The sequence below is a fragment of the Pseudomonas aegrilactucae genome, from assembly GCF_019168305.1.
GTDB classification, from domain to species: domain Bacteria; phylum Pseudomonadota; class Gammaproteobacteria; order Pseudomonadales; family Pseudomonadaceae; genus Aquipseudomonas; species Aquipseudomonas aegrilactucae.
Genome location: NZ_JAHTBI010000052.1, coordinates 18,566 through 41,052 on the forward strand (window position 1 = coordinate 18,566; position 22,487 = coordinate 41,052).

At 64.4% G+C, this 22,487-nt stretch carries 15 protein-coding genes; 6 read left to right on the forward strand and 9 right to left on the reverse strand.

Features of this window, described 5'->3' with window-relative positions; all coding sequences use genetic code 11:
• Window positions 1–25: 25 nt before the first annotated feature.
• From tatA to tatC, 3 genes are read left to right on the forward strand one after another with little or no spacing between them, the layout of a single operon-like run.
• On the forward strand, window positions 26–238 hold the full coding sequence (tatA, locus tag KUO17_RS15375; protein WP_217976398.1) for a twin-arginine translocase TatA/TatE family subunit: 213 nt from the start codon (window positions 26–28) through the stop codon (window positions 236–238).
• Window positions 238–525: a Sec-independent protein translocase protein TatB gene (gene tatB / locus KUO17_RS15380; RefSeq protein WP_217976399.1), complete on the forward strand. Its 288-nt coding sequence runs from the start codon at window positions 238–240 to the stop codon at window positions 523–525. The genes tatA and tatB overlap by 1 nt, the downstream gene beginning before the upstream one ends.
• Window positions 522–1,265: a twin-arginine translocase subunit TatC gene (gene tatC / locus KUO17_RS15385; protein WP_217976400.1), complete on the forward strand. Its 744-nt coding sequence runs from the start codon at window positions 522–524 to the stop codon at window positions 1,263–1,265. Before tatB ends, tatC begins: the two co-directional genes overlap by 4 nt.
• A 98-nt stretch (window positions 1,266–1,363) precedes the next feature.
• Here tatC and KUO17_RS15390 read toward each other — a convergent pair whose 3' ends face one another.
• Both KUO17_RS15390 and purL read right to left on the reverse strand, forming a co-directional pair.
• Window positions 1,364–1,675 (reverse strand): YqfO family protein, encoded by a 312-nt coding sequence (locus KUO17_RS15390; RefSeq protein WP_217976401.1) that lies wholly within the window; start codon window positions 1,673–1,675, stop codon window positions 1,364–1,366.
• 4 nt (window positions 1,676–1,679) lie between these two features.
• On the reverse strand, window positions 1,680–5,579 hold the full coding sequence (gene purL, locus KUO17_RS15395; RefSeq protein WP_217976402.1) for a phosphoribosylformylglycinamidine synthase: 3,900 nt from the start codon (window positions 5,577–5,579) through the stop codon (window positions 1,680–1,682).
• 236 nt (window positions 5,580–5,815) lie between these two features.
• Between purL and mltF the strand changes: the two genes are divergently transcribed.
• Window positions 5,816–7,276: a membrane-bound lytic murein transglycosylase MltF gene (gene mltF, locus KUO17_RS15400; protein ID WP_217976403.1), complete on the forward strand. Its 1,461-nt coding sequence runs from the start codon at window positions 5,816–5,818 to the stop codon at window positions 7,274–7,276.
• Window positions 7,277–7,384: 108 nt separating this feature from the next.
• On the opposite strand, the gene tadA is transcribed toward mltF, so the two are convergent.
• Both tadA and KUO17_RS15410 read right to left on the reverse strand, forming a co-directional pair.
• A complete protein-coding gene (gene tadA, locus KUO17_RS15405; RefSeq protein WP_217976404.1) occupies window positions 7,385–7,867 on the reverse strand; it encodes a tRNA adenosine(34) deaminase TadA in 483 nt (160 codons plus the stop codon).
• Window positions 7,867–9,249 carry a multicopper oxidase family protein gene (locus KUO17_RS15410; RefSeq protein ID WP_217976405.1) on the reverse strand — a complete coding sequence of 461 codons (1,383 nt, stop codon included), beginning with the start codon at window positions 9,247–9,249 and terminating at the stop codon, window positions 7,867–7,869. The genes tadA and KUO17_RS15410 overlap by 1 nt, the downstream gene beginning before the upstream one ends.
• A gap of 216 nt (window positions 9,250–9,465) precedes the next feature.
• On the opposite strand from KUO17_RS15410, the gene KUO17_RS15415 reads away from it, so the two are divergent.
• The gene (locus KUO17_RS15415; RefSeq protein ID WP_217976406.1) at window positions 9,466–12,372 is read left to right on the forward strand and encodes a membrane-targeted effector domain-containing toxin; all 2,907 of its coding nucleotides are present in this window, start codon (window positions 9,466–9,468) and stop codon (window positions 12,370–12,372) included.
• 122 nt (window positions 12,373–12,494) lie between these two features.
• Window positions 12,495–15,425 (forward strand): membrane-targeted effector domain-containing toxin, encoded by a 2,931-nt coding sequence (locus tag KUO17_RS15420; protein WP_217976407.1) that lies wholly within the window; start codon window positions 12,495–12,497, stop codon window positions 15,423–15,425.
• A gap of 133 nt (window positions 15,426–15,558) precedes the next feature.
• On the opposite strand, the gene KUO17_RS15425 is transcribed toward KUO17_RS15420, so the two are convergent.
• The 5 genes from KUO17_RS15425 to KUO17_RS15445 form a co-directional block, all read right to left on the reverse strand.
• Window positions 15,559–16,983, reverse strand: a complete 1,425-nt coding sequence (locus KUO17_RS15425) for a gamma-aminobutyraldehyde dehydrogenase (RefSeq protein ID WP_217976408.1) — start codon at window positions 16,981–16,983, stop codon at window positions 15,559–15,561.
• A 127-nt stretch (window positions 16,984–17,110) separates the two neighbouring features.
• Window positions 17,111–18,442 carry an APC family permease gene (locus KUO17_RS15430; protein ID WP_217976409.1) on the reverse strand — a complete coding sequence of 444 codons (1,332 nt, stop codon included), beginning with the start codon at window positions 18,440–18,442 and terminating at the stop codon, window positions 17,111–17,113.
• Between the two features lie 10 nt (window positions 18,443–18,452).
• On the reverse strand, window positions 18,453–19,610 hold the full coding sequence (locus KUO17_RS15435; RefSeq protein WP_217976410.1) for an iron-containing alcohol dehydrogenase: 1,158 nt from the start codon (window positions 19,608–19,610) through the stop codon (window positions 18,453–18,455).
• Window positions 19,611–19,858: 248 nt separating this feature from the next.
• Window positions 19,859–21,316 carry a gamma-aminobutyraldehyde dehydrogenase gene (locus KUO17_RS15440; protein ID WP_217976411.1) on the reverse strand — a complete coding sequence of 486 codons (1,458 nt, stop codon included), beginning with the start codon at window positions 21,314–21,316 and terminating at the stop codon, window positions 19,859–19,861.
• 37 nt (window positions 21,317–21,353) lie between these two features.
• Window positions 21,354–22,268 carry a LysR family transcriptional regulator gene (locus KUO17_RS15445; RefSeq protein ID WP_217976412.1) on the reverse strand — a complete coding sequence of 305 codons (915 nt, stop codon included), beginning with the start codon at window positions 22,266–22,268 and terminating at the stop codon, window positions 21,354–21,356.
• Window positions 22,269–22,487 lie beyond the last annotated feature (219 nt).

The window sequence follows — 22,487 nt, forward strand, 5'->3', positions numbered from 1 at the left end:
TTTTCATAACCTTGGAGTGCTCCACATGGGCGGTATCGGAATCTGGCAACTGGTGATTGTGCTGCTGATCGTGTTCTTGCTGTTCGGCACCAAGCGCCTCAAGGGGCTGGGCTCGGATGTGGGCGAGGCGATCCAGGGCTTTCGCAAATCCATGGGCAACGGCTCCGAGGCAGAGGCCCAAGACAACCCCGTGCCAGTACAGCAGGTGCAGCAGGCCCACCAGGAGCCGCGTAGCTGATGTTTGAAATCGGCTTCACCGAGCTGTTGCTGGTGGGCGTGGTGGCGCTGCTGGTGCTCGGCCCCGAACGCCTGCCGGTGGCAATGCGCACCGTTGGCCGCGGGCTGGGCCAGGCCAGGCGTGCGATGGGCGCGCTGCGCGCCCAGGTCGAGCGCGAGCTGGACACCCAGGCACTGAGCCAGGAACTCGACGCCCAGCCGCTGCGCCAGCTGGAACAGGAGCTGCGCCAGGGCGTCAGCCTGCACGCGCCGGCCGCACCCTCCCCCACCCATGGACCGTCCTCATGAGTGTCGCTGAAACCGGCATGCCGCTGACCGCCCACCTGACCGACCTGCGTCGGCGCCTGGTGCGCTGCCTGCTGGCGATCGCCCTGGTGTTCCTGGGGCTGTTCCCGTTTGCCCAGGTGATCTATACCGCCGTGTCCGAGCCGTTGCGGCGTTACCTGCCCGAAGGCGCGAGCATGATCGCCACCAGCGTGACTTCGCCGTTCCTGGCGCCGTTCAAGCTGACGTTGATGGCCGCGCTGTTCATCGCCATGCCGGTGCTGCTGCACCAGGTGTGGGGGTTCGTGGCGCCGGGCATGTACCGCAGGGAGCGGCGCATTGCCTTGCCGTTGCTGGTGTCGAGCATCGTGCTGTTCTACGCGGGCATGGCCTTTGCGTTCTTCGTGGTGTTCCCGATGATGTTCGGCTTTTTTGCCAGCGTGACCCCGGACGGGGTGGCGATGATGACCGATATCAGCCTGTATCTGGACTTCATCCTGGCGTTGTTCCTGGCGTTCGGGCTGGCGTTCGAGATACCGGTGGCGACGTTTATCGTGGTGTGGGCGGGGGTCACGGATGTGGCGACATTGCGCAAGAGCCGGCCGTACGTGATCGTCGGCTGCTTTGTGGTGGGGATGCTGCTGACGCCGCCGGATGTGTTTTCACAGACGCTGCTGGCGGTACCGATGTGGATTCTGTTTGAAGTGGGCTTGCTGGCGTGTGTGGGGGTGCAGCGCAAGCGGGAAGAAACTGTTGTGGCCTGATTGGCCCCTTCGCTGGCAAGCCAGCTCCCACAGGGTTTTGCATCGCACATAGAACCCTGTGGGAGCTGGCTTGCCAGCGAAGAGCACAGCCCTGCCAATCAGAAATCAGCGAGCTGCCAGACCTCGTACGCCGGGGTCTGGTAGGGGTGGCTCGCCTTCAGGGCCGCAACCACCGGCCCCACCAGCGCATCCTCCACCACCAGCTCGACCCGCCATTCCTCGACCTGCTCGACCACGCCATGCTGCCCGATGAACGGCTGGCTGCCGCTCAACGGACGGAACTGGCCCTGGCCTAGCACCTGCCACGCACAGCTGTCATAAGCGCCGATGCGTCCGCCACCCGCGGCGAACACAGCGCTCTTGACCTGCTCCACGTGGCTGGGCGGCACGAAGAAGGCGAGCTTGAACACGCCCTCAGTTCACCCACGCCCGCGCATTGCGGAACATGCGCATCCAGGCGGCATCTTCGTTCCAGTCATCCGGGCGCCACGAGTTCTGCACGGCGCGGAACACACGCTCAGGGTGCGGCATCATGATGGTGACGCGACCGTCGCGGCTGGTGAGGCCGGTGATCCCGCGCGGCGAACCGTTCGGGTTGGCCGGGTAGGTCTCGGTAACCTTGCCGTGGTTGTCGACGAAACGCAGCGCCACGCAACCGGACAGATCGGCTTCGAGCAGTGCATCTTCGCTGGCGAACTCGGCATGGCCTTCGCCGTGGGCGATGGCGATCGGCATGCGCGAACCGGCCATGCCCTGCAGGAAGATCGAGTTCGACTCCTGCACCTGCACCATGGCCACCCGCGCCTCGAACTGCTCGGAACGGTTGCGCACGAAGTGCGGCCAGAACTCGCTGCCCGGGATCAGTTCGTGCAGGTTGGACATCATCTGGCAACCGTTGCACACGCCCAGGGTGAAGCTGTCGGCACGCTCGAAGAAGCCCTGGAAGGCGTCCCGTGCGCGGCTGTTGAACAGTGCCGACTTGGCCCAGCCTTCACCGGCGCCCAGCACGTCACCGTACGAGAAGCCGCCACAGGCCACCAGGCCCTTGAACGCATCGAGGTCGACGCGACCGGCGAGGATGTCGCTCATGTGCACGTCGATGGCATTGAAGCCGGCACGGTCGAACGCCGCGGCCATTTCCACCTGGCCGTTGACGCCCTGCTCGCGCAGGACCGCCACCTGCGGGCGCACGCCCTTCTTGATGTACGGCGCGGCGATGTCCTGGTTGACGTCGAAGGCGAGCTTGACGCTCAGGCCCGGGTTGTCTTCCTCGAGCAGCGCGTCGAACTCCTGAGCGGCGCAGTCGGCGTTGTCACGCAGACGCTGGATCTGGTAGCTGGTCTCGGCCCACTGGCGTTGCAGCAGGCGACGGTCGCCCTTGAACAGCACTTCGCCGTTGAGGCTGATGGCCACGTCGGCGCTGTTGACCGGCTTGCCGATCACTGCCACGCAGTCTTCGCCAAGGCCGGCAGCGCTGAACTGGGCCAGCACGTCCGGGGTAGCGTCCTGGCGCACCTGGATCACCGCACCCAGCTCTTCGTTGAAGAGGATGGCCGCAGCTTTTTCACGCTTGCCGGTCAGGGTGTCGAGTTCCAGGTTCAGCCCGCAGTGGCCGGCGAACGCCATTTCCAGTGCGGTGGTCAGCAGACCGCCGTCGGAACGGTCGTGGTAGGCCAGCAGGTGACCGTCGGCGTTCAGGCCCTGGATCACCGCGAAGAAGGCCTTGAGGTCTTCGGCGTCGTCGACGTCCGGTGCCTGGCTGGCCAGCTTGCCGTGGGTCTGGGCCAGGATCGAGGCACCCATGCGGTTCTGGCCGCGGCCCAGGTCGATCAGGATCAGGTCGGTCTCGCCCTTGTCCATGCGCAGTTGCGGGGTCAGGGTCTTGCGGATGTCGGTGACCGGGGCAAAGCCGGTCACGATCAGCGACATCGGCGAGGTCACGGTTTTTTCGCGACCTTCATCTTCCCAGCGGGTTTTCATGGACATCGAGTCCTTGCCCACCGGAATGGTCAGGCCCAGCTCCGGGCACAGTTCCATGCCCACGGCCTTGACGGCGTCGTACAGACGCGCGTCTTCGCCCGGGTGGCCGGCAGCCGACATCCAGTTGGCCGACAGCTTGATGTCGGACAGTTTTTCGATGCGCGAGGCCGCCATGTTGGTCAGGGTCTCGCCGATCGCCATGCGCCCGGACGCCTGGGCGTCGAGCAGGGCCAGCGGCGTACGCTCGCCCATGGCCATGGCTTCACCGCTGTACACGTCGAAGCTGGTGGCGGTGACGGCCACGTCGGCCACCGGTACCTGCCACGGGCCGACCATCTGGTCGCGGGCAACCAGGCCGGTGATGGTGCGGTCACCGATGGTGATCAGGAAGCTCTTGCTGGCCACGGCCGGGTGGCGCAGCACGCGCTCGACCGAGTCGCTGAGGTCCAGCGCGCTCGGGTCGAAATCATCGCCCAGTTCCGCTTCGCGGGTCACCGAACGGTGCATGCGCGGGGCCTTGCCCAGCAGCACTTCGAGCGGCATGTCCACCGGGCTGTTGCCGAAGTGGCTGTCGGTCACGGTCAGTTGCGGCTCGGCCGTGGCCTCGCCGACCACGGCGAACGGGCAGCGCTCGCGTTCGCAGATGGCGCTGAAGCGCTCCAGGTCCTGGGCGTCGACCGCCAGTACGTAGCGTTCCTGGGATTCGTTGCTCCAGATTTCCAGCGGCGCCATGCCCGGTTCGTCGTTGGGCACGTTGCGCAGCTCGAAGCGACCGCCACGGCCGCCGTCGTTGACCAGTTCCGGGAAGGCGTTGGACAGGCCGCCTGCGCCGACGTCGTGGATGAACGCGATCGGGTTGGCGTCGCCCAGTTGCCAGCAACGGTCGATGACCTCCTGGCAACGGCGTTCCATTTCCGGGTTCTCGCGCTGCACGGAGGCAAAGTCGAGGTCGGCAGAGCTGGCACCGGTGGCCATCGAAGAGGCCGCACCGCCACCCAGGCCGATCAGCATGGCCGGGCCGCCGAGCACGATCAGCTTGGCGCCGACGGTGATCTCGCCCTTCTGCACATGGCCTTCACGGATGTTGCCCATGCCGCCGGCGAGCATGATCGGCTTGTGGTAGCCGCGCACTTCGTCGCCGTGCGGGGTGCTGATCGATTGCTCGAAGGTACGGAAGTAGCCGGTCAGTGCCGGACGGCCGAATTCGTTGTTGAACGCGGCACCGCCCAGTGGGCCTTCGATCATGATGTCCAGTGCGGTGACGATGCGTTCCGGCTTGCCGTACGGCTTTTCCCAGGGCTGTTCGAAGCCCGGGATCTGCAGGTTGGACACGGTGAAGCCGGTGAGGCCCGCCTTGGGCTTGGCGCCACGACCGGTGGCACCTTCGTCGCGGATCTCGCCGCCGGAGCCGGTGGAGGCCCCCGGGAACGGCGCGATGGCGGTCGGGTGGTTGTGCGTCTCGACCTTCATCAGGATGTGCACCGGCTCCTGCACCGCGCCGTACTGGCGGGTTTCAGGGTTCGGGAAGAAGCGCCCGGCCACGGAACCGACGATCACCGAGGCGTTGTCCTTGTAAGCGGACAACACGCCTTCGCTGTGCATCTGGTAGGTGTTCTTGATCATGCCGAACAGGCTTTTTTCCTGGCTCTGGCCGTCAATGTCCCAACTGGCGTTGAAGATCTTGTGGCGGCAGTGCTCGGAGTTGGCCTGGGCGAACATCATCAGTTCGATGTCGTGCGGGTTGCGCTTGAGCCCCTGGAAGCTGGTGACCAGGTAGTCGATCTCGTCTTCGGCCAGGGCCAGGCCCAGCTCGACGTTGGCCTTCTCCAGCGCAGCGCGGCCACCACCGAGGATGTCGATGGCGGTCAGCGGCTTGGGCTGGGCGTGGCTGAACAGACCGGCGGCCTCTTCGAGCTTGCCCAGCACGATCTGGGTCATGCGGTCGTGCAGCAGTTCGGCGACTGCGGCCACATCGGCAGCGCTCAGTTCACCGCTGACATAGAAAGCCGTACCACGCTCCAGGCGCTGTACGTTCTCCAGGCCGCAGTTGTGGGCGATGTCGCTGGCCTTGCTGGACCAGGGCGAGATGGTGCCGAAACGTGGCATGACCAGGAACAGGCGGCCGCTTGGCTCCTGTACCGGTACGCTCGGGCCGTACTTGAGCAGGCGCGCGAGCACGTGCTGTTGGTCGGCGCTCAGGTCGCCGTCAACCTCGGCGAAATGAGCGAATTCAGCGTACAAACCACTAACAGCGGGGACTTTCTGGCTCAGTTGCTCGAGTAATTTACCGTGGCGAAAGGCAGAAAGGGCAGGAGCGCCGCGCAGGATCAACATCGTCGGGACAGCCTCAGGAAGGGGGTGTGCTTAGAGGCCGTGCATTCTAGCCTAAACCGCCGCCGACAGCACCCGAAACCCAGCATCGCCGACAGGCCGAATGTCGGCCGGCCGGCAAGAGTGCTTCAGAACATGACAAAAACCCGCCTCACCGCCGTTTTTCGGGGGTGTGCTAGCAGACAAGCCAGCCGTTGTCGAGATATGGCGCGGCAGGTCCTTTGCGTATACTGCATCCTATGTTTGCCCAGACTGCTTTGCGCCAGCGTTGCGCCAAATGGCTCCTCGCAACCGGACTCTTCCTGATGCTCGGTGCCTGTGTTGAAAAACCCAGCACCCTGGAGCGCATCAAGGAGGACGGCGTGCTGCGCGTGGTCACCCGCAACAGCCCGGCCACCTACTTCCAGGACCGCAACGGCGAAACCGGTTTCGAGTACGAGCTGGTCAAGCGTTTCGCCGACGATCTGGGCGTAACGCTGCAGATCGAGACCGCCGACAACCTCGACGACCTGTTCAACCAGCTTGGCCAGCCCAATGGCCCGGTGCTGGCGGCAGCGGGCCTGGTCAGCAGCGAACAGCGCAAGCAGCAGGCGCGCTTCTCGCACCCCTACCTGGAAGTCACCCCGCAGATCATCTACCGCAACGGCAAGTCGCGCCCCACCGATGCCGCCGACCTGGTCGGCAAGCGCATCCTGGTGCTCAAGGGCAGCAGCCATGCCGAGCAGCTGGCGGAGCTGAAAAAGCAGTACCCGGCGCTGCAATACGACGAATCCGACCAGGTCGAAGTGGTCGACCTGCTGCGCATGGTCGACGAAGGGCAGATCGACCTTACCCTGGTCGACTCCAACGAAGTGGCGATGAACCAGGTGTACTTCCCCAACGTGCGGGTGGCCTTCGACCTGGGCGACGGGCGTGACCAGCGCTGGGCGGTGGCGGCCGGCGACGACAACAGCCTGCTCAACGAGATCAACGAATTCATCGACAAGGTGCACAAGAACGGCACCTTGCAACGGCTAAAGGACCGCTATTACGGGCATGTCGACGTACTCGGCTACGTCGGTGCCTACACCTTCGCCCAGCACCTTCAGCAGCGCCTGCCGCGCTACGAAAAGCACTTCAAGGTGTCGGCCAAGAAGGAACAGGTCGACTGGCGCCTGCTGGCGGCGATCGGCTACCAGGAATCGATGTGGCAGGCCGAGGTCACCTCCAAGACCGGTGTGCGCGGGCTGATGATGCTGACCCAGCGCACCGCCCAGGCCATGGGCGTGTCCAACCGGCTCGACCCGCGCCAGAGCATCGAGGGCGGCGCCAAGTACTTCATGTATGTGAAACGCGAGCTGGATGACGACATCCAGGAGCCGGACCGTACCTGGTTCGCCCTGGCGGCCTACAACGTGGGGGGCGGCCACCTGGACGATGCACGCAAGCTGGCCAAGCGCGAGGGGCTCAACCCCAACAAGTGGCTGGACGTGAAGAAGATGCTGCCGCGCCTGTCGCAGAAGCAGTGGTACAGCAAGACCCGCTATGGCTATGCGCGCGGTGGCGAGCCGGTGCATTTCGTGGCCAACATCCGGCGTTACTACGACATCCTGACCTGGGTGACCCAGCCACAGCTGGAGGGCAGCCAGGTGGCCGAGGGCAATCTGCATGTGCCGGCGGTGAACAAGACCAAGCCTGCCGAGGCTTCGCCGCCGCTCTAGACCGCAGCGCGCCCTTCGCTGGCAAGCCAGCTCCCACAGGGATTGCACCAGCCCTGAGAGCAGCGCTGTACCTGTGGGAGCTGGCTTGCCAGCGAAGAGGCCCTCGAGTCAGCCCTTGGCCCTGCGTGCCCTGAAGAACTCGGTCAGGATCGCCCCGCACTCCTCGGCCAGCACCCCGCCCTCGAACAGCACCCGGTGGTTGAGAAACCCCTGGGTAAAGAACTGACCCTGGCTCTGAACAATCCCGGCCTTGGGCTCCAGCGCGCCATACACCACCCGGCTGACCCGCGAATGCACGATCAGCCCGGCACACATGCTGCACGGCTCCAGCGTCACGTACAGCGTGCTGCCCGGCAGCCGGTAGTTGCTGGCCGCCTGCGCCGCCGCGCGAATGGCCACCATCTCGGCATGCGCACTCGGGTCGCTACCGCTGATCGGGCAATTGAAGCCCTGGCCGATCACCTCGCCGTGCTGCACCAGCACCGCACCCACCGGCACCTCGCCCAGCGCCGCCCCTTGCGCCGCCAGCTCCAGCGCCAGGCGCATGAAATCCTGATCGCGGCTGCGATCGATGATCTGTGGCTGACGCATCAGGCCACCTCGATCGCGGCCATCAGGCCGGTTTCCATGTGGTCGATCACATGGCAGTGGAACATCCAGGTACCCGGGTTATCGGCCACCAGCGCCACCTGCGCCCGCTCGTTCTTGCCCAGCAGGTAGGTGTCGGTGAAGTACTGCTCCGGGATCTTGTGGCGGTTGGAACTGAGCACCTTGAAGCTCATGCCGTGCAAATGGATCGGGTGCTGGTACTGGGTCATGTTCCTCAGTTCGAAGATGTAGCTCTTGCCCTTCTTCAGGGTCGCGATCGGCCGGTCGGAGCAGGTCTTGTCGGTAATGTCCCAGGCCTGCCCGTTGATCTGCCACAGGCTCGGCGGCTTGCCGTTCTCGGTATTTACCGACACCGACCCCACCCATTCGAAATTGAAGTTGAGCTTCTCGGCATTGGCCAGGTCCGGCTCGGCAATCGGGTTGGCCGGCAACGCCGGCGGCCAGTCACCCGGCGCCTCGCTGCTGGCCACCGAACGCAGGGTGCCCAGGCGCACCGGGCCGTCACGCAGGGACAGCTCTTCGCCGGCCGCCGGCATCCTGATCGCCAGGCAGATGCGCATGCCCGGCCCCAGCCAGTAATCCTTGCCCAGCGGGCGCGGCGTGATCGGGTTGCCGTCCAGCGCGTAGAGGCGCGCCTCGAAGTTGCCCTTGAGGTTGATGCGGTAAGTCAGGGTGTTGTCCAGGTTCAGCAGGCGCACGCGCACGATCTGCCCGGCGGGCATTTCCACCACGGCGTCGGGCTGGCCGTTGATGGTGATAAGGCGCCCCGCCGTGCCGCCACGGGCGGCTTCACGCGGGATGCTGAAGTCGACGAAGTCGCCCTGCTCGTCCACGTGCCAGTTCTTCAGGCTCAGCGTGCGCTCGTGCCTGAAGCCGGTGGGTTCGCGCTCCTCGACGATCAGCGGGCCGACCAGGCCGCGACCCAGCTCTTCGCTGCTGTTCACGTGGGGGTGGTACCAGTAGCTGCCGGCATCCGGCACACGGAACCTGTAGTCGAAATACTCGCCCGGCAGCACCGGCAGTTGCGAAACATACGGCACGCCATCCATTTCCAGCGGCAGGCGGATACCGTGCCAATGAATGGTGGTGGCCACCGGCAGGCGGTTGATGAAGCGCACCCGCAGCCACTGGCCCTGGCGCACGCGCAGCTCGGTGCCCGGGGCCGAGGGACCGAACGCCCAGGCCTGGGTCTTGTGCCCGGCCACCAGCTCGACGTCCAGGGGCGCCGCGATCAGTTCGTAGTCGTGCCCGGCCTGCTCGTCTTCGACTTTACCCAGCCAGTAACGTGCGGCGCCCCCGGCGCCCAGGCCCACCACCACCAGGCCAGTCAGCCCCTTGAGCATTTGTCGACGGGTAAAGGACATCGGAACAGGCACCTCGTATCGCGAAAACAGCCTGCCAGCCGTGACCGGGCTGGCGGTGAAGGGCGAATACGATACACCTGCATTTGCGAAACTTTAAGTGAAGAGTTGCCTGGGCCATGGCACGCGATGCCGCCCCGGCGCCACAGCAGTATCTACCGCACCTGCACCGCGGGCCCGGCTCATCCTCGCGTTGCCCTAGACCAAGGAAGAGCAGCCATGCCCCAGAATTCTCACGCACACCGCGAGCCGCTTGAAGCCATTGCGCGCCAACTCGTCATGAACTGCCCGGATATGCGCCAGATGGCCCGTGAACTGGCCATAAAGGCCCTGAAGCGGTTCGCCAACAGCAGCCTCGATCCGGACACCGTGTACCTGCACCGCTTCAAGGCTGCGCAGGCCAACCCCGAGAGCTTCAGCGGCTGGGAGCACCGGGAACTGCCCTACCAGTCGCTGACGCTGCCGCAACTGGTGATGCACCGTTTCGATGTCAGCGACCAGGACAATGCCGACCTGCTGAGCTACCGCACCGGCTTCTACCGCGAGGGTGCGCAGGCCGGGGTGTTCGACCAGCACAACGAAGTCCGCATGGCGCCGGCCGATGTCCTGCGCGACTTCTGGGAGGTCGACTTCAGCTCAGCTTTCAGGCAGCAGATGCAGGCGTTCTGGGACCACAATGCGCAGTCGTTTCGCAGCATGGCCAAAGCCAACTTCCTGAGCAAGGTGGTAGAAGCCTGCGAAAACGAAGAGGTGCCCGAACAGCGCAAACGCTATCGCCTGCTGGCCCGTGCACTGGCCGGCACAACCGACTGGCCGCCCACACTCGAGCAACTGCAACAAACCCACCTTCCCGATCAAGGGGTTCGCCTGCATGCCTTCGACCTGGGCGGCTATGTCGCCAGCGATATCCTGCGCGCGGTCCTGCCCGACGGCTACCAGATGCTCTACCTTCCCGGCGAAGTCACGGCCCTGCACCTGTTTGCCAACCCTGCCGAACTGTACTGGTGGCTATTGCAGAACACCAATGAGGCAGGCAACCGCGCCCGCTTCATGGCCCATTTCGAACTTGCCAGCCATACCGAACAATCCGCCAAGGTAGGGCTCAACCACCTGATCGATCTGCTGTTCTACAACTGGGGAGGCAGCCATCACGCTGCCATCAACCTGCTGGACAAACCCCTTGAGCGGGATGCGTTCAGCTACCTGCGCGATGCGGCACGTCAACGAATGAACGACGATGCCCACTTTTGCCTGCGCTCCAACGCCGACTTGCGCAAACAGATGTGGGTCGAGGACCTGCATGCCTTTGCCCGATTCGCCGGGGCAATGGCCGCGCTTGACTGGCCGGTAGCGTTGGCCGCCGTAGGTGCAGGGCTTGGCGAGACAGGCCTGTCCATCGAACAGGCGATCAACGGTCATACCACTGCCGAACGCCAGGCTGGCGTTGTCGGCGCCGTGCTGGCATCCATCGACACGCTGTTCAACGCGAGCCTGCTCGGCGGTGTCGGCGACGCAGCCGCCGCACTGGAGGACGCCGAACTGCCCCTCGCCGGCAAACCCTACGTGGAGGCCGAGGACGAGCCTCTGGCCAGTGTCGAAGAACTCGATACCCATGTGCCGGCCCCCCTGCGACCGACGGAAATTTCACAGCGGCTGGCCTCCTTCGAGACCAACGCCCTGCTCGACGGAGAGACGCCCGGGCGCGGCAAGATGCATGGCATCTATACCCTGGCCGATGGCTTCTATGTGTCAATCGACGATTTCGCCTACCAGGTGCGTTATGTCGGTGAACTGAAGCGCTGGGTGGTCATCGATCCGCAAACCCCCTTTTCGTTCTATCGCAACGTGCCCATCGAGCTCAACGCCCAACAGCAATGGGCCCCCGTCGCGCAGGGCCGACTGATGGGCGGCACCCCCCGCTTGCGGCTGAAATTGTGGGGACGCAGCGATTACGCCCAGGCACCGAGCGAACGCATCCCCACGCCCTATGAAGTGCTCCCGGACCTGCAGGCACAACTGCGCTCGGTAGATGACGAACAGCTCAGCGGAATTACCTACCGGGCCAATCAGCCGCACCTTGAAAACGCCTGCGACCAGTTTCGAACGCTGCGCAGCCAGTTGCTGTCCGACGCAAGGGAGTTCCTGAGCACCGTGGAGCTGCCGCCGCGCCCGCAAATCCCCCTGTTCCAGAGCAATCCGGCGCCCAAGCAGATCCTTCGTGGTTGCTACGCCCGCTGCGACGGCCTGGTGATCGGCGAATGCCACGCGCACCTGGGCAGTAAACGGTTTCTGATCGACAACATGGCGCAATTGCGCAAGCAGAAGGTCAAGGTGCTGTACCTGGAACACCTGCTGACGGACTTTCACCAGGCCGACCTCGACGTCTTCAACCGCACCGGCCAGATGAGCGCCAACCTGCGCGACTATGTGACCGATCTTGACCGGGGCCAGGCCACCGACCGCAGCGGGCGCTACACCTTCATGCAAGTGATGCACGCGGCCCAGGCCAATCAGGTGCGCATCCAGGCAATCGACTGCATGGCCAGCTATCGCCAGTCCTGGCTGGCCACACCGCCCGGCCCAATCAGGCAGCAGATGATGAATTTCTTTGCGCATCGCGTCATTGCTGCGGACCAGGTACTGCACGGCAGCAGCAAGTGGGTCGCATTCGTGGGCAATACCCACGCCAATCTCTTTGACGGTGTGCCCGGGCTGGCCGAGCTCCAAGGCGCCATAGGGCTACGCATCGAGGATATCGAGATCGGGCAGCCGGATCGGTTCGGCATCGACCCAGGCATCCAGCCCGACGAAACGGCCAACCTTGCAGCGGTCAAATGCGACCTGCTGTTGCAGGTTCCAATAGCGCCCGTGCACGGCGCGGCGCTCACGCTGGAAGAAAAGCTGCGGGCCATCGGCTCATTCGGTTTTACCCAGGTGGATGCGCAACTGAACCTGGTTCATCGCAGCAAGGATTCGACCCTGCACTACACCCCCATCCACAGGGACGGCCGCTTCTACTACATCGAACGGGCAAGCTGGCCGCGCGTCGATAAGCGTCGCATGCCAAGCCTGGCGCAGCTATCGATCCTGGTGTCGTCCAACGGCCTGAAGCACGTGTCATTGTAAACCGGCGTGCCCAGGCAGCCTGCTTGCCTGGGCGACACGGCCCACCCCACTATTTACTTACCGCACCTGCCCCCTCGCGCCCGGCCACGCTGTGCCTTCGCCCAGACAACGGAAGGACCGCCATGCCCTTGACCACCCAGCAGACCCAGGACCACGAGCAACTGCAGAAACTGGCCAGGCAACTGGTCAAGCACTGCCCGGACATGCGCCAGATGGCCCGCGAGGTTGCCAGCCATATCCTGAAGAAACACACCCGCGGCACGTTCGACCCCGACAACGTCTACCTGCACCGCTTCAAGGCAGCACAAAGCAGCCCGCGCACCTTCAGCGGCTGGGAGCACCGCGAGGTGCCCTATCAATCGCTGACCCTGCCACAACTGGTGATGCAGCGCCTGGATGTCAACGACCAGGACAATGCCGACCTCCTGAGCTACCGCACCGGCTTCTACAGCGACGGCGCGCACAAGGGCGTGTTCGATGAGCACAACGAAATCCCCATGGCCCCGCGCGACGTGCTCAACGAGCTGTGGAACATCGACTTCTGCAGCGCCTTTCATCAGAACCTGGAAACCTTCTGGGCCCGCCATGCGGACAACTTCCGTACCCTGGCCAAGGCCAACTTCCTGAGCAAGGTGCTGGAAACCTGCGAACACGAAAGCGACCCCACCCGCCTGGCACGCTACAGGCGAGTCGCCACCGCCCTGGCCGGCGACGCCGGCTGGCCACCCTCGCTGAGCCAACTGCAACAGCAGGCAAAACCGGTAACAGGCGTACGCCTGTGCACCTTCGATATCGGCGGCCATACCGCTACCGATATCCTGCGGGTAGAACTGGATGACGGCTACCAGTTGCTCTACACCCCGGGTGACGTGGATGCCCTGCACCTGTTCGCCAGCCACAGCGAGCTGTACTGGTGGGTACTGCACAACACCAATGCAGCACAGAATCGGGCACGCTTCATGACCCACTTCGCCAGCGCGGACCATGGCGAAAAAACCAGCGCGGTCGGGCTCAACCACCTGATCGACGTGCTGTTCTACAACTGGGGAGGGACTGCTCACGATGCACTCAACCAGTCGAACGCGACCCTGCATGCCGATGCGTTCACCCACCTGCGCGATGCCGCGCGCCAACGCATGAGCGACGACGCCCACTTCTCGCTGCGCTCCAACGCCGACCTGCGCAAACAACTGTGGATCGGCTACCTCAAGGCCTTCGGCACGTTCGCCACGGCCATGGCCGCAGTGGACTGGCCGGTGGCGCTGGCCGCCGTAGGGGCAGGCCTGGCCGATACCGGTCTGAACATCGACCAGGCCGTCAACGGACACACCACCGCACAACGCAAGGCTGGCGTGATCGGCGCCGTACTGGCCGCCATCGACACACTGTTCAATGCCACCCTGCTTGGCGGCCCGGCGGTCACCGGTGAAATCGCAGAAGTCGACCTCCACGCCGAGGGCGGGCCGGATCTCACCCCTGTCGAAACTGAAGAACCGGCAGCGGCCACCCCGACGCAACTGGCCGAATGGGTACCCGCGCCCCTGGTGCCGGCCGAACGCGCGCACGTGCTGGCCCCGTTCGAAACCAACGTGCTGCTTGACGGCCAAACCGCAGGCAGCGGCAGGTTCCAGGGGATCTATACCCTGGATGACGGTTTCTATGCCCAGATCGATGGCTTCCCCTACCACGTACGCTACATCGGCGAGCTGCGCTCATGGGCGGTGGTCGACCCGCAGAACCCTTTCTCGTTCTACCGCAACGTGCCCATTCGCCTGAACGATGAAGGGTTGTGGCAGCCACTGGAACAAGGCCTCAGGGGCGGCACCCCGCAGTTTCGCCTGAAGCTCTGGGGACGCGGTGCCTCGGCCACACCAGTGGCCGAGCTGGTACCCACCGCCTATGAAGTCGACGAAGCGCTGCGGCCAACGCTACTCAAGGCCTCCAATGGCGGTGACGGACCTAACTTGAGCGGCCTCACCTACAACCCCAACAACCGCCCCCTGGAAGAGGCGTATGCCAGGTTTCGCAGCCTGCGCGACCTGCTGGCCGACGACGCACAGGCGTACTTCGCCAACGAGACACTGCCGGCACGCGCACAGATCCCCACCCTGCAGGCCAATGCCAGTGCCAAACAGATCATTCGCAGCGTGTATGAAAACAGCGAGGGGCTGGTGATTGGCGAGTCGCACACGCAGCTGGGCAGCAAGCAGTTGCTGATAGACAACATGGCGCAACTGAAGAAACAGAACGTTCGAGTGCTGTACATGGAACACCTGATGACCGACTTTCAGCAGGCTGACCTGAACCTGTTCAATCAGACCGGCAGGATGCCCGAAGCACTCAAGACCTATGTGACTGACCTCGATCGAGGCTGGGGCACCGACCCCGCCCAGCGCTACACCTTCATTGAGGTGCTGCGCAGCGCGCAGAAACACGGCATCCGGGTCCAGGCCATCGATTGCATGGCCAGTTACCGCCAGGCATGGGTGGGCAATCGGCCGGCGGCGATCCGCCAGAAGATGATGAACTTCTTTGCCCACCGCATCATCGCCGCCGACCAGGCTGCACGCGGTGCCAGCAAGTGGGTGGCACTGATGGGCAACACCCATTCCAATACCTTCGAGGGCGTGCCAGGGGTGAGCGAATTGCAAGGTGCCATCGGCTTGCGCGTAGAGGATATCGAGATCGGTCGCCCTGGCAGCGTGACGGCCGATCCGGGCCGGGCCGTACTGGACGAGGGCATTCGCGAAACCCATATACGGGGCGACCTGCGTCTGCAGGTGCCGATCGCCCAGCCACTGTCGGCGTCACAGACAGTGGAAGGCATACTGGCCAACCCCGGCACATTCGGCTTCAAGGATGTCGAAGGCCAGATGAACCTGGTACACCGCAGCAAGGACCTGTCGCTGCAATACACGCCCATCCGCAAGGACGGCGAATTCGTCTACGTCGAACGCGCCAGTTGGCCATGGCTCGACAAGCGACGCTTGCCGAACCTGCAGGAAATGACCTTTCAGCTGTCCCGACACGGCTTGAAGTACCTGCCGCTGTAACGCCAGCCGAACGGCGATGAAAAAAGGGCAAGGCGCCTGGCCTTACCCTTTTTCGCCTTGATCAGCCGGGCCGTGCGACCCGGGTTTGCACGAAAAGTCGCCGAGCGGCGATCAGGCACTTTTCATCCAACGCCTAGTGTTTGAACATCACATGGCGCACGGTGGTGTAGTCCTCCAGGCCGTACATGGACATGTCCTTGCCATAGCCCGACAGCTTGGCGCCGCCATGCGGCATCTCGCTCACCAGCATGAAGTGCGTGTTGACCCAGGTGCAGCCATATTGCAGGCGCGCAGCCAGGCGGTGGGCACGTCCCACATCGCGGGTCCACACCGAGGACGCCAGGCCGTAGTCGGAGTCGTTGGCCCACGCCAGGGCCTGGGCTTCGTCGTCGAATTCGGTCACCGTCACCACCGGGCCGAAGATTTCATGGCGCACCACTTCGTCATCCTGGCGGGCGCCGGCGAGCACGGTCGGCTCGAAGAAGAAACCAGCCCCCGCGACACGCTGCCCGCCGGTCACCACTTCGATGTGCGGCTGTTCACGGGCGCGTTGCACAAAGCCTTCGACGCGTTCCAGGTGCTGCTGGGTAATCAATGGCCCGAGTTCGGTGTCAGGATCGTCCTGCAGGCCGTGGCGAATGCTGGCCACCGCTTCGCCAAGCTTCTTCACCAACGCCGGGTAGACGCCCTTCTGCACATACAGGCGGCAGGCGGCCGTGCAGTCCTGGCCGGCGTTGTAGAAGCCGAAGCTGCGCACGCCTTCGACCACCGCGTCGATATCGGCGTCATCGAACACGATCACCGGGGCCTTGCCGCCCAGCTCCATGTGCAGGCGTTTCACGCTGTCGGCGGTACCGGCAATGATCCGGCTGCCGGTGGCCACCGAGCCGGTCAACGACACCATGCGCACCTTGGGGTGGTCGGTCAGCGGCTTGCCGACGCTCGGGCCACGGCCGAAGACCACGTTGACCACGCCCGCCGGGAAGATCTGCGCCATCAGTTGCGCCAGCTTCAGCGTGCTCAACGGCGTTTGCTCGGACGGCTTGAGCACCACGGTATTGCCGGCCGCCAGGGCCGGGGCGAGTTTCCACGCGGCCATCATCAGCGGGTAGTTCCAGGGGGCGATGGAGGCCACCACGCCAACCGGGTCGCGGCGAATCATCGAGGTATGGCCCTCCAGGTACTCACCGGCGGCACTGCCTTGCAGGCAGCGGCTGGCACCGGCGAAGAAGCGAAACACGTCGGCGACACCCGGCAGCTCATCGTTCAGCGCGGCCAGGTAGGGTTTGCCACAGTTGTCCGACTCCAGCCGTGCCAGCTCGCTGGCGTGGGCATCGATGGCGTCAGCCAGTTGCAGCAACAGCAGCGAGCGGTCCTTGGGCGTGGTCTGTGACCAGCCCTGGAAAGCGGCATCGGCAGCGCAGACGGCGGCATCGACCTGGGCCAGGCTGGCCTCGGCAATCTCCACCAGGGTAGCCCCCAGTGAGGGGTTGAGGACCGGCAATTTTTCGCCGTCACCGGCGATGAGTTGACCATTGATCAGCAGGCAGGTTTGCATGGGTTCTCCCGTGCGGCGGGGTTGGCCGCCAGCGTAAAAAAGTCGCACGCGTCCCCGCATGCGCCACAGGCATGTGTACAGGGGACGATGACAGGGGGTGGAATACGGGCGCCAGGCGCCCGTGGGGTCAGAGCGCCGCTTCAGGCACGGCGGTGCTGAACAGGCGCGTACGGCAGGCCAGATACACCAGGCCCAGTAGCACCCAGCAGCAGCCCAGCATCAGCGCATCGGCGTCCAGGCTGATCAGCATCCAGCCGGAGGTGAAGGCACCGGCCAGGGGGAATATCACCCCGCGCACCACGCCGGCCTTGTCGCTCACGGCGCGGTCGAAGGTCAGTTTCAGCGCACACAGGTTGACCGCGGTAAAGGCCAGGAAGGCGCCGAAGTTGACCAGCGAGGTCGCGGTGGCAATGGTCAGGCCAAAGCCGACGAGGCCAAACGCGCCGCACAGTACGATGTTGAGCACCGGGGTCTTGTAGCGCGGGTGCAGCACGCCGAACAGTTTTTGCGGCAGTTGATTGTCACGCCCCAGGGCGTACAGCAGACGCCCGACACTGGCCTGGAACGACAGGCCGGCAGCAAAGTGGGCAATGATGATGCCGGTCAGCACCACGCCGAAGAACAGGTCGCCGCCGATGGTCTTGGCGATTTCGAACGCTGCACCGTCGATGTTCTCGAACAGCCCCGCCGGGTGCGCCAGGTACATGAAGTAGGACGAGCCGATGTACAGGCTGCCGCCGATCAACGCCACCAGCAGGATTGCCCTGGGGATGGTGCGCTCCGGCTCCACGGTTTCTTCGCTGAGCGTCGACAGTGCATCGAAGCCGAGGAACGAATAGGCGGCGATGGCGGCACCGGCCATGGTGGCCGAGAACGGCACGTCGGCATTGAAGAACGGCTTGACCGACAGCAGCCCGCCCGGGCCGTTGATCGCGGCCACGTAGTGCCAGCACAGGGCGATGAACACCGCGATGATCGTCAACTGGATCAGCATCAGGATGATGTTGAAGCGGTTGGCGACCTGGATGCCGAGGATGTTCAGCGCCGTGGTCGAGACGATGAAGCCGGTGATCCAGCACCACTGCGGCACATCGGGGAACGCCAGGCTCAGGTAGCTCGCACCCAGCAGCCAGATCAGCATCGGGATGAAGAAATAATCGAGCAGTGCGGCCCAACCGACCATGAAGCCGAGGCTGGGGTTGAACATCTTGCGGGTGTAGGTGTACGCCGAACCGGCTGTGGGGAACACCCGCACCAGCCGCCCGTAGCTCAAGGCGGTGAAGATCACCCCGATGGATGCCACCACATAGGACAGCGCCACGGTGTTCTGGCTGGCCTGGGCAATCACGCCATAGGTGCCGAACACGATCAGCGGGGCGATAAACGCCAGGCCGAACAGCAGCACGGAAACCGGGCCGAGGGTACGACGCAGGTGCGCATTAGTAGTCGATGCACTCATGGATAAGGCCTCAAGCTGCGTAGTTGAAGGCGGCGCGGATCACATCGAGGTAGCTCTCGACGGTCATGGCCTTGGTGTTGCTCGCATCGGAAATGTTGCTCTTGGACTTCTGCGCGATGGCCAGGAAGTCTTCCTCGCGCACCCCGGCCACGTCGGCGAAACGCGGGATACCGAGTTCGCGGTTCATGCGGAACAACTGCTCCACCGCAGCTTCGGCGGCGGCACTTGCGCCCAGGTTGGGGTCGATGCCCAAGGCGTAGGCAACATCGGCATGGCGGCGCAGGTCGGCGTCGCGGTTATGACTGAACACGAACGGCAGGAAGATCGCGTTGCCGACCCCGTGCGGGGTGTCGTACAGGCCGCCAATGGCTTCGGAAATGCAGTGCACGCTGGCGATGTCGGCATTGCCGAAGGCCATGCCGGCAATCAGGCTGGCAATCAGCATCTGTTCGCGGGCCTCGCGGTTGTCCGGCTCCTGTACGGCGGGCTTGAGGTACTGCGCGATCAGCCGGATCGCGTGCAGGGCCAGGCCGTCACTGATCGGGTTGGCCGGCTTGCCGGTGTAGGCCTCGATGGCGTGGGTCAGCGCGTCCATCCCGGTGGCGGCAGCGATGTGCGGCGGCAGCGTGGCGGTGATGTCCGAGTCGAGCAGGGCCAGCACCGGGCCGATCCGGTAGTCGAGCAGGCTCATCTTGAACTGGCGGCGGGTGTCGGTGATGACCGAGAAGAAGGTCACCTCGCTGCCGGTGCCTGCCGTGCTCGGGATCGCCACGATCGGCAGTACCGGGCCCTTGAGGGTGAAGGCGCCTTCGTAGTCCTCGACCTTGCCGTCATGGGTCAGCAGCACGCTGATGGCCTTGGCTGCGTCCATCGCGCTGCCGCCACCGACCGCCAGCAGGCCGTCGATGCCCGTGCCACGATACTGTTCGGCGGCGCGGTTGACGTCTTCGCTGCGCGGGTTGGGCTTGACGTCGGCGATCTCGTCATAGCGGATACCGGCCTGTTCCAGGCTGGCATAGATGCTGTCGAGCAAACCGGCACGCTTGACCCCCGGGTCGGTGACCAGCAGCACGTGGCGCAAGCCCAGCTCGGCCAGGTGTTCGCCGGTACGCTGGCGCAGGCCAGGCTCCATGACGATCTTGGTGGGTAACAGAAACTGGAAGTGCATCGGTAGGTTCCTCTCGCTCTGTGGCGCACGGCAATGTTGTAGTTATGGCAGACGAGTCAGGTGGGCCGCCTGGGCGGCTGGGTAGCGGTTTCTTGTTGTCGAGCGCCAGGCGTTGGCGCCTCCCTTGCTGCGCAGCGAGCACAGGCCGGTATGGATCGAAACACTAAGACACGGGTAACAGATCGACAATTACTAAAAACTCAAGGGAGCATTCGATTAAATCGAATGCTCCCTTGCGCGGGCCCTGCCTACAGGTGCTGGCCGTGGCGCGCCATGATGTGCCGCACCACGCTGTAGTCCTGCAACGAATCGCTGGACAGGTCCTTGCCGTAGCCCGAGCGCTTGAGGCCGCCGTGGGGCATCTCGCTGACCAGCATGAAATGGCTGTTGATCCAGGTGCAGCCGTACTGCAGGCGCGCCGCCACCTGCATGGCCTTGTCCAGGTTCTGGGTCCAGATCGACGAGGCCAGGCCGTACTCGGAGTCGTTGGCCCAGTCCACCGCCTGGGCCAGCTCATCGAAGCGGGTCACGGTGACCACCGGCCCGAACACTTCGCGCTGGACGATCTCGTCGCTCTGCCTGCAGCCCGCCAGCAGCGTCGGCTGGTAATAGAAGCCGGCACCCGAGTGCACCGCAGCCCCGGTGACGCATTCGACATGGGGCTGGCCAAGGGCACGCTCGACGAAGCTGGATACACGGTCGCGCTGGCGGGTGCTGATCAGCGGACCTATCTCGTTGTCGGCGTCGTGCGCGCCGGCAAAACGAATGCTGCTGACCGCGGCCCCCAAATCGGCTACCAGCCGCTCGTAAATGCCCGACTGCGCATACACCCGGCAGGCCGACGTGCAGTCCTGGCCGGCGTTGTAATAGCCGTACGTCCGCACCCCGTCGACCACTGCCTGGATATCGGCATCGTCGCAGACAATCACCGGTGCCTTGCCGCCGAGTTCGAGGTGGGTGCGCTTGAGGGTCTTGGCGGCGGTCGACAGGATTTTCTGCCCGGTGACGATATCGCCGGTCAGCGAAACCATGCGCACTTTCGGGTGGCTGACCAGATAGCCACCGACGTTTTCACCGCCGCCGCAGATGATGTTGATGACCCCGCGCGGCAGGATCTGGGCCAGGGTTGGCGTCAGCGCCAGAATCGACAGCGGCGTGTGCTCGGAAGGCTTGAACACCAGGGTATTGCCCGCCGCCAGGGCGGGGGCAATTTTCCACGCGGCCATCATGATCGGGTAGTTCCACGGGGCAATCGACGCCACCACCCCGATCGGGTCGCGGCGCACCATGCTGGTGTAGCCGGGCACGTACTCGCCGCTGAGCTGGCCGGTCTGGCAGCGCACGGCGCCGGCGAAGAAGCGGAACACATCCACCGTAGCGCTCAAGTCGTCCTTGCGTGCCAGATGCAACGGCTTGCCGCAATTCAGCGATTCGAGCCGGGCGAGCACGTCGGCGTTGTTCTCGATTGCGCTGGCGATCTCCAGCAGCAGGTTCGAGCGTTGTTGCGGCGTGGTGCGTGCCCACCCGGCAAACGCACGATGGGCGGCGAGGATCGCGGCTTCTGTCTGCTCGGCGCTGGCTTCGGCGATGTGCGTCAGCACCGCCCCGGTCGCGGGGTTGAGGATGGGCTCGACGACGCCCTGCCCTGCGACGAGCTCACCATCGATCAGGAGTGCGGTGGACAACGGGGTCTGCGCGGCTGACATGTAGAGGCTTCCTGTTTCGTGTGTGGCGCGGATACGCCTAAAGGGATGACTTGCGCCCGCCGTGAGGCTGCTCACGGGCAACCGCCAGAAACGGGTCGACCAGCGCCGGGCGCGCCGTGCCCCGCCGCCAGGCCAGGCCGACATCGAGGGTCTGGGTAAGGTCGGCGATCGGGCGCGCTTCGATGATGTCGCCTTCCAGCGACCAGGGGCGATAGGTCATGTCGGGCTGGATCGATACGCCCAGGCCTGCCGCCACCAGGCTGCGCACCGCTTCGGTCGAGGCGGTGCGCAAGGTGATGCGGGGCTGCAGGCCGGCGTGCGACCACAGGCGCTGGGCATTGCTGTCCATCTCGTCGACATTCAGCTGGATCAGCGACTCGCGGGCCACGTCGGCCAGGTTGATGCTGTCGTGCTCCAGCAGCGGGTGCTGCGCCGGCAGCCACAGCCGATGGGGCGAGTGGGTCAGCACTTCGGACTGCAGGGCGTGGCGGTCTTCCAGGTTGGAAAGGATCAGCACACCGACATCGATCTCGCCGCTGACCAGCAGATGCTCGATATAGGGTCGTTCGTCTTCCATCACACGCAGTTCCACGTTGGGGTAGGCACGCTGGAAACGGGTGAGCAGATCGGCAAGGTAATAGCCGGCGACCAGGCTGGTCACCCCGACCACCAACTGCCCCGCCACCTGGTCGGTGCTTTGCTGCAGGCTGCGCTTGGCATTGTCGACGGTAGCCAGGATCAAGTGCGCCTGGCGCAAAAACTGGTGGCCCTGATGGGTCAGGTGCATGCCCTTGGCGTGGCGATTGAACAGGCTGACGCCGATCTCCTGCTCCAATTGCTGGATGGCCAGGGTGAGGGTCGACTGGGAAATGTACACCGCCTGGGCGGCGGCCGAGATCGACCCGGTCTCGGCCACGGCAATGAAGTGGCGGATCTGGCGCAGCGTCATCATGGGGTGGGTACCCAGCAGTCTGGTTTTTTAGATTTTTCCGAGTGTATATCTTTTTTATCGATGGCTGGGTAACCGACTGGCTGGCAGGCGGCCCGGTGTAAGCGCCAGAAAGCCCGCAATCAAGGTATCCGATCTACGCTCCTTGTTCGCGACGCATCTCACACAACTTTCGGAAGTTTCTCCATAGCAGGGAAATCCTCCCCCTAGTATCATTTTGCC

Coding starts and splice junctions, on each gene's coding strand:
- tatA (WP_217976398.1), top strand. CDS start 26: ATGGGCGGTATCGGAATCTGGCAACTGGTGATTGTGCTGCTGATCGTG.
- tatB (WP_217976399.1), top strand. CDS start 238: ATGTTTGAAATCGGCTTCACCGAGCTGTTGCTGGTGGGCGTGGTGGCG.
- tatC (WP_217976400.1), top strand. CDS start 522: ATGAGTGTCGCTGAAACCGGCATGCCGCTGACCGCCCACCTGACCGAC.
- purL (WP_217976402.1), bottom strand. CDS start 5,579: ATGTTGATCCTGCGCGGCGCTCCTGCCCTTTCTGCCTTTCGCCACGGT.
- mltF (WP_217976403.1), top strand. CDS start 5,816: ATGTTTGCCCAGACTGCTTTGCGCCAGCGTTGCGCCAAATGGCTCCTC.
- tadA (WP_217976404.1), bottom strand. CDS start 7,867: ATGCGTCAGCCACAGATCATCGATCGCAGCCGCGATCAGGATTTCATG.
- KUO17_RS15410 (WP_217976405.1), bottom strand. CDS start 9,249: ATGTCCTTTACCCGTCGACAAATGCTCAAGGGGCTGACTGGCCTGGTG.
- KUO17_RS15415 (WP_217976406.1), top strand. CDS start 9,466: ATGCCCCAGAATTCTCACGCACACCGCGAGCCGCTTGAAGCCATTGCG.
- KUO17_RS15420 (WP_217976407.1), top strand. CDS start 12,495: ATGCCCTTGACCACCCAGCAGACCCAGGACCACGAGCAACTGCAGAAA.
- KUO17_RS15425 (WP_217976408.1), bottom strand. CDS start 16,983: ATGCAAACCTGCCTGCTGATCAATGGTCAACTCATCGCCGGTGACGGC.
- KUO17_RS15430 (WP_217976409.1), bottom strand. CDS start 18,442: ATGAGTGCATCGACTACTAATGCGCACCTGCGTCGTACCCTCGGCCCG.
- KUO17_RS15435 (WP_217976410.1), bottom strand. CDS start 19,610: ATGCACTTCCAGTTTCTGTTACCCACCAAGATCGTCATGGAGCCTGGC.
- KUO17_RS15440 (WP_217976411.1), bottom strand. CDS start 21,316: ATGTCAGCCGCGCAGACCCCGTTGTCCACCGCACTCCTGATCGATGGT.
- KUO17_RS15445 (WP_217976412.1), bottom strand. CDS start 22,268: ATGATGACGCTGCGCCAGATCCGCCACTTCATTGCCGTGGCCGAGACC.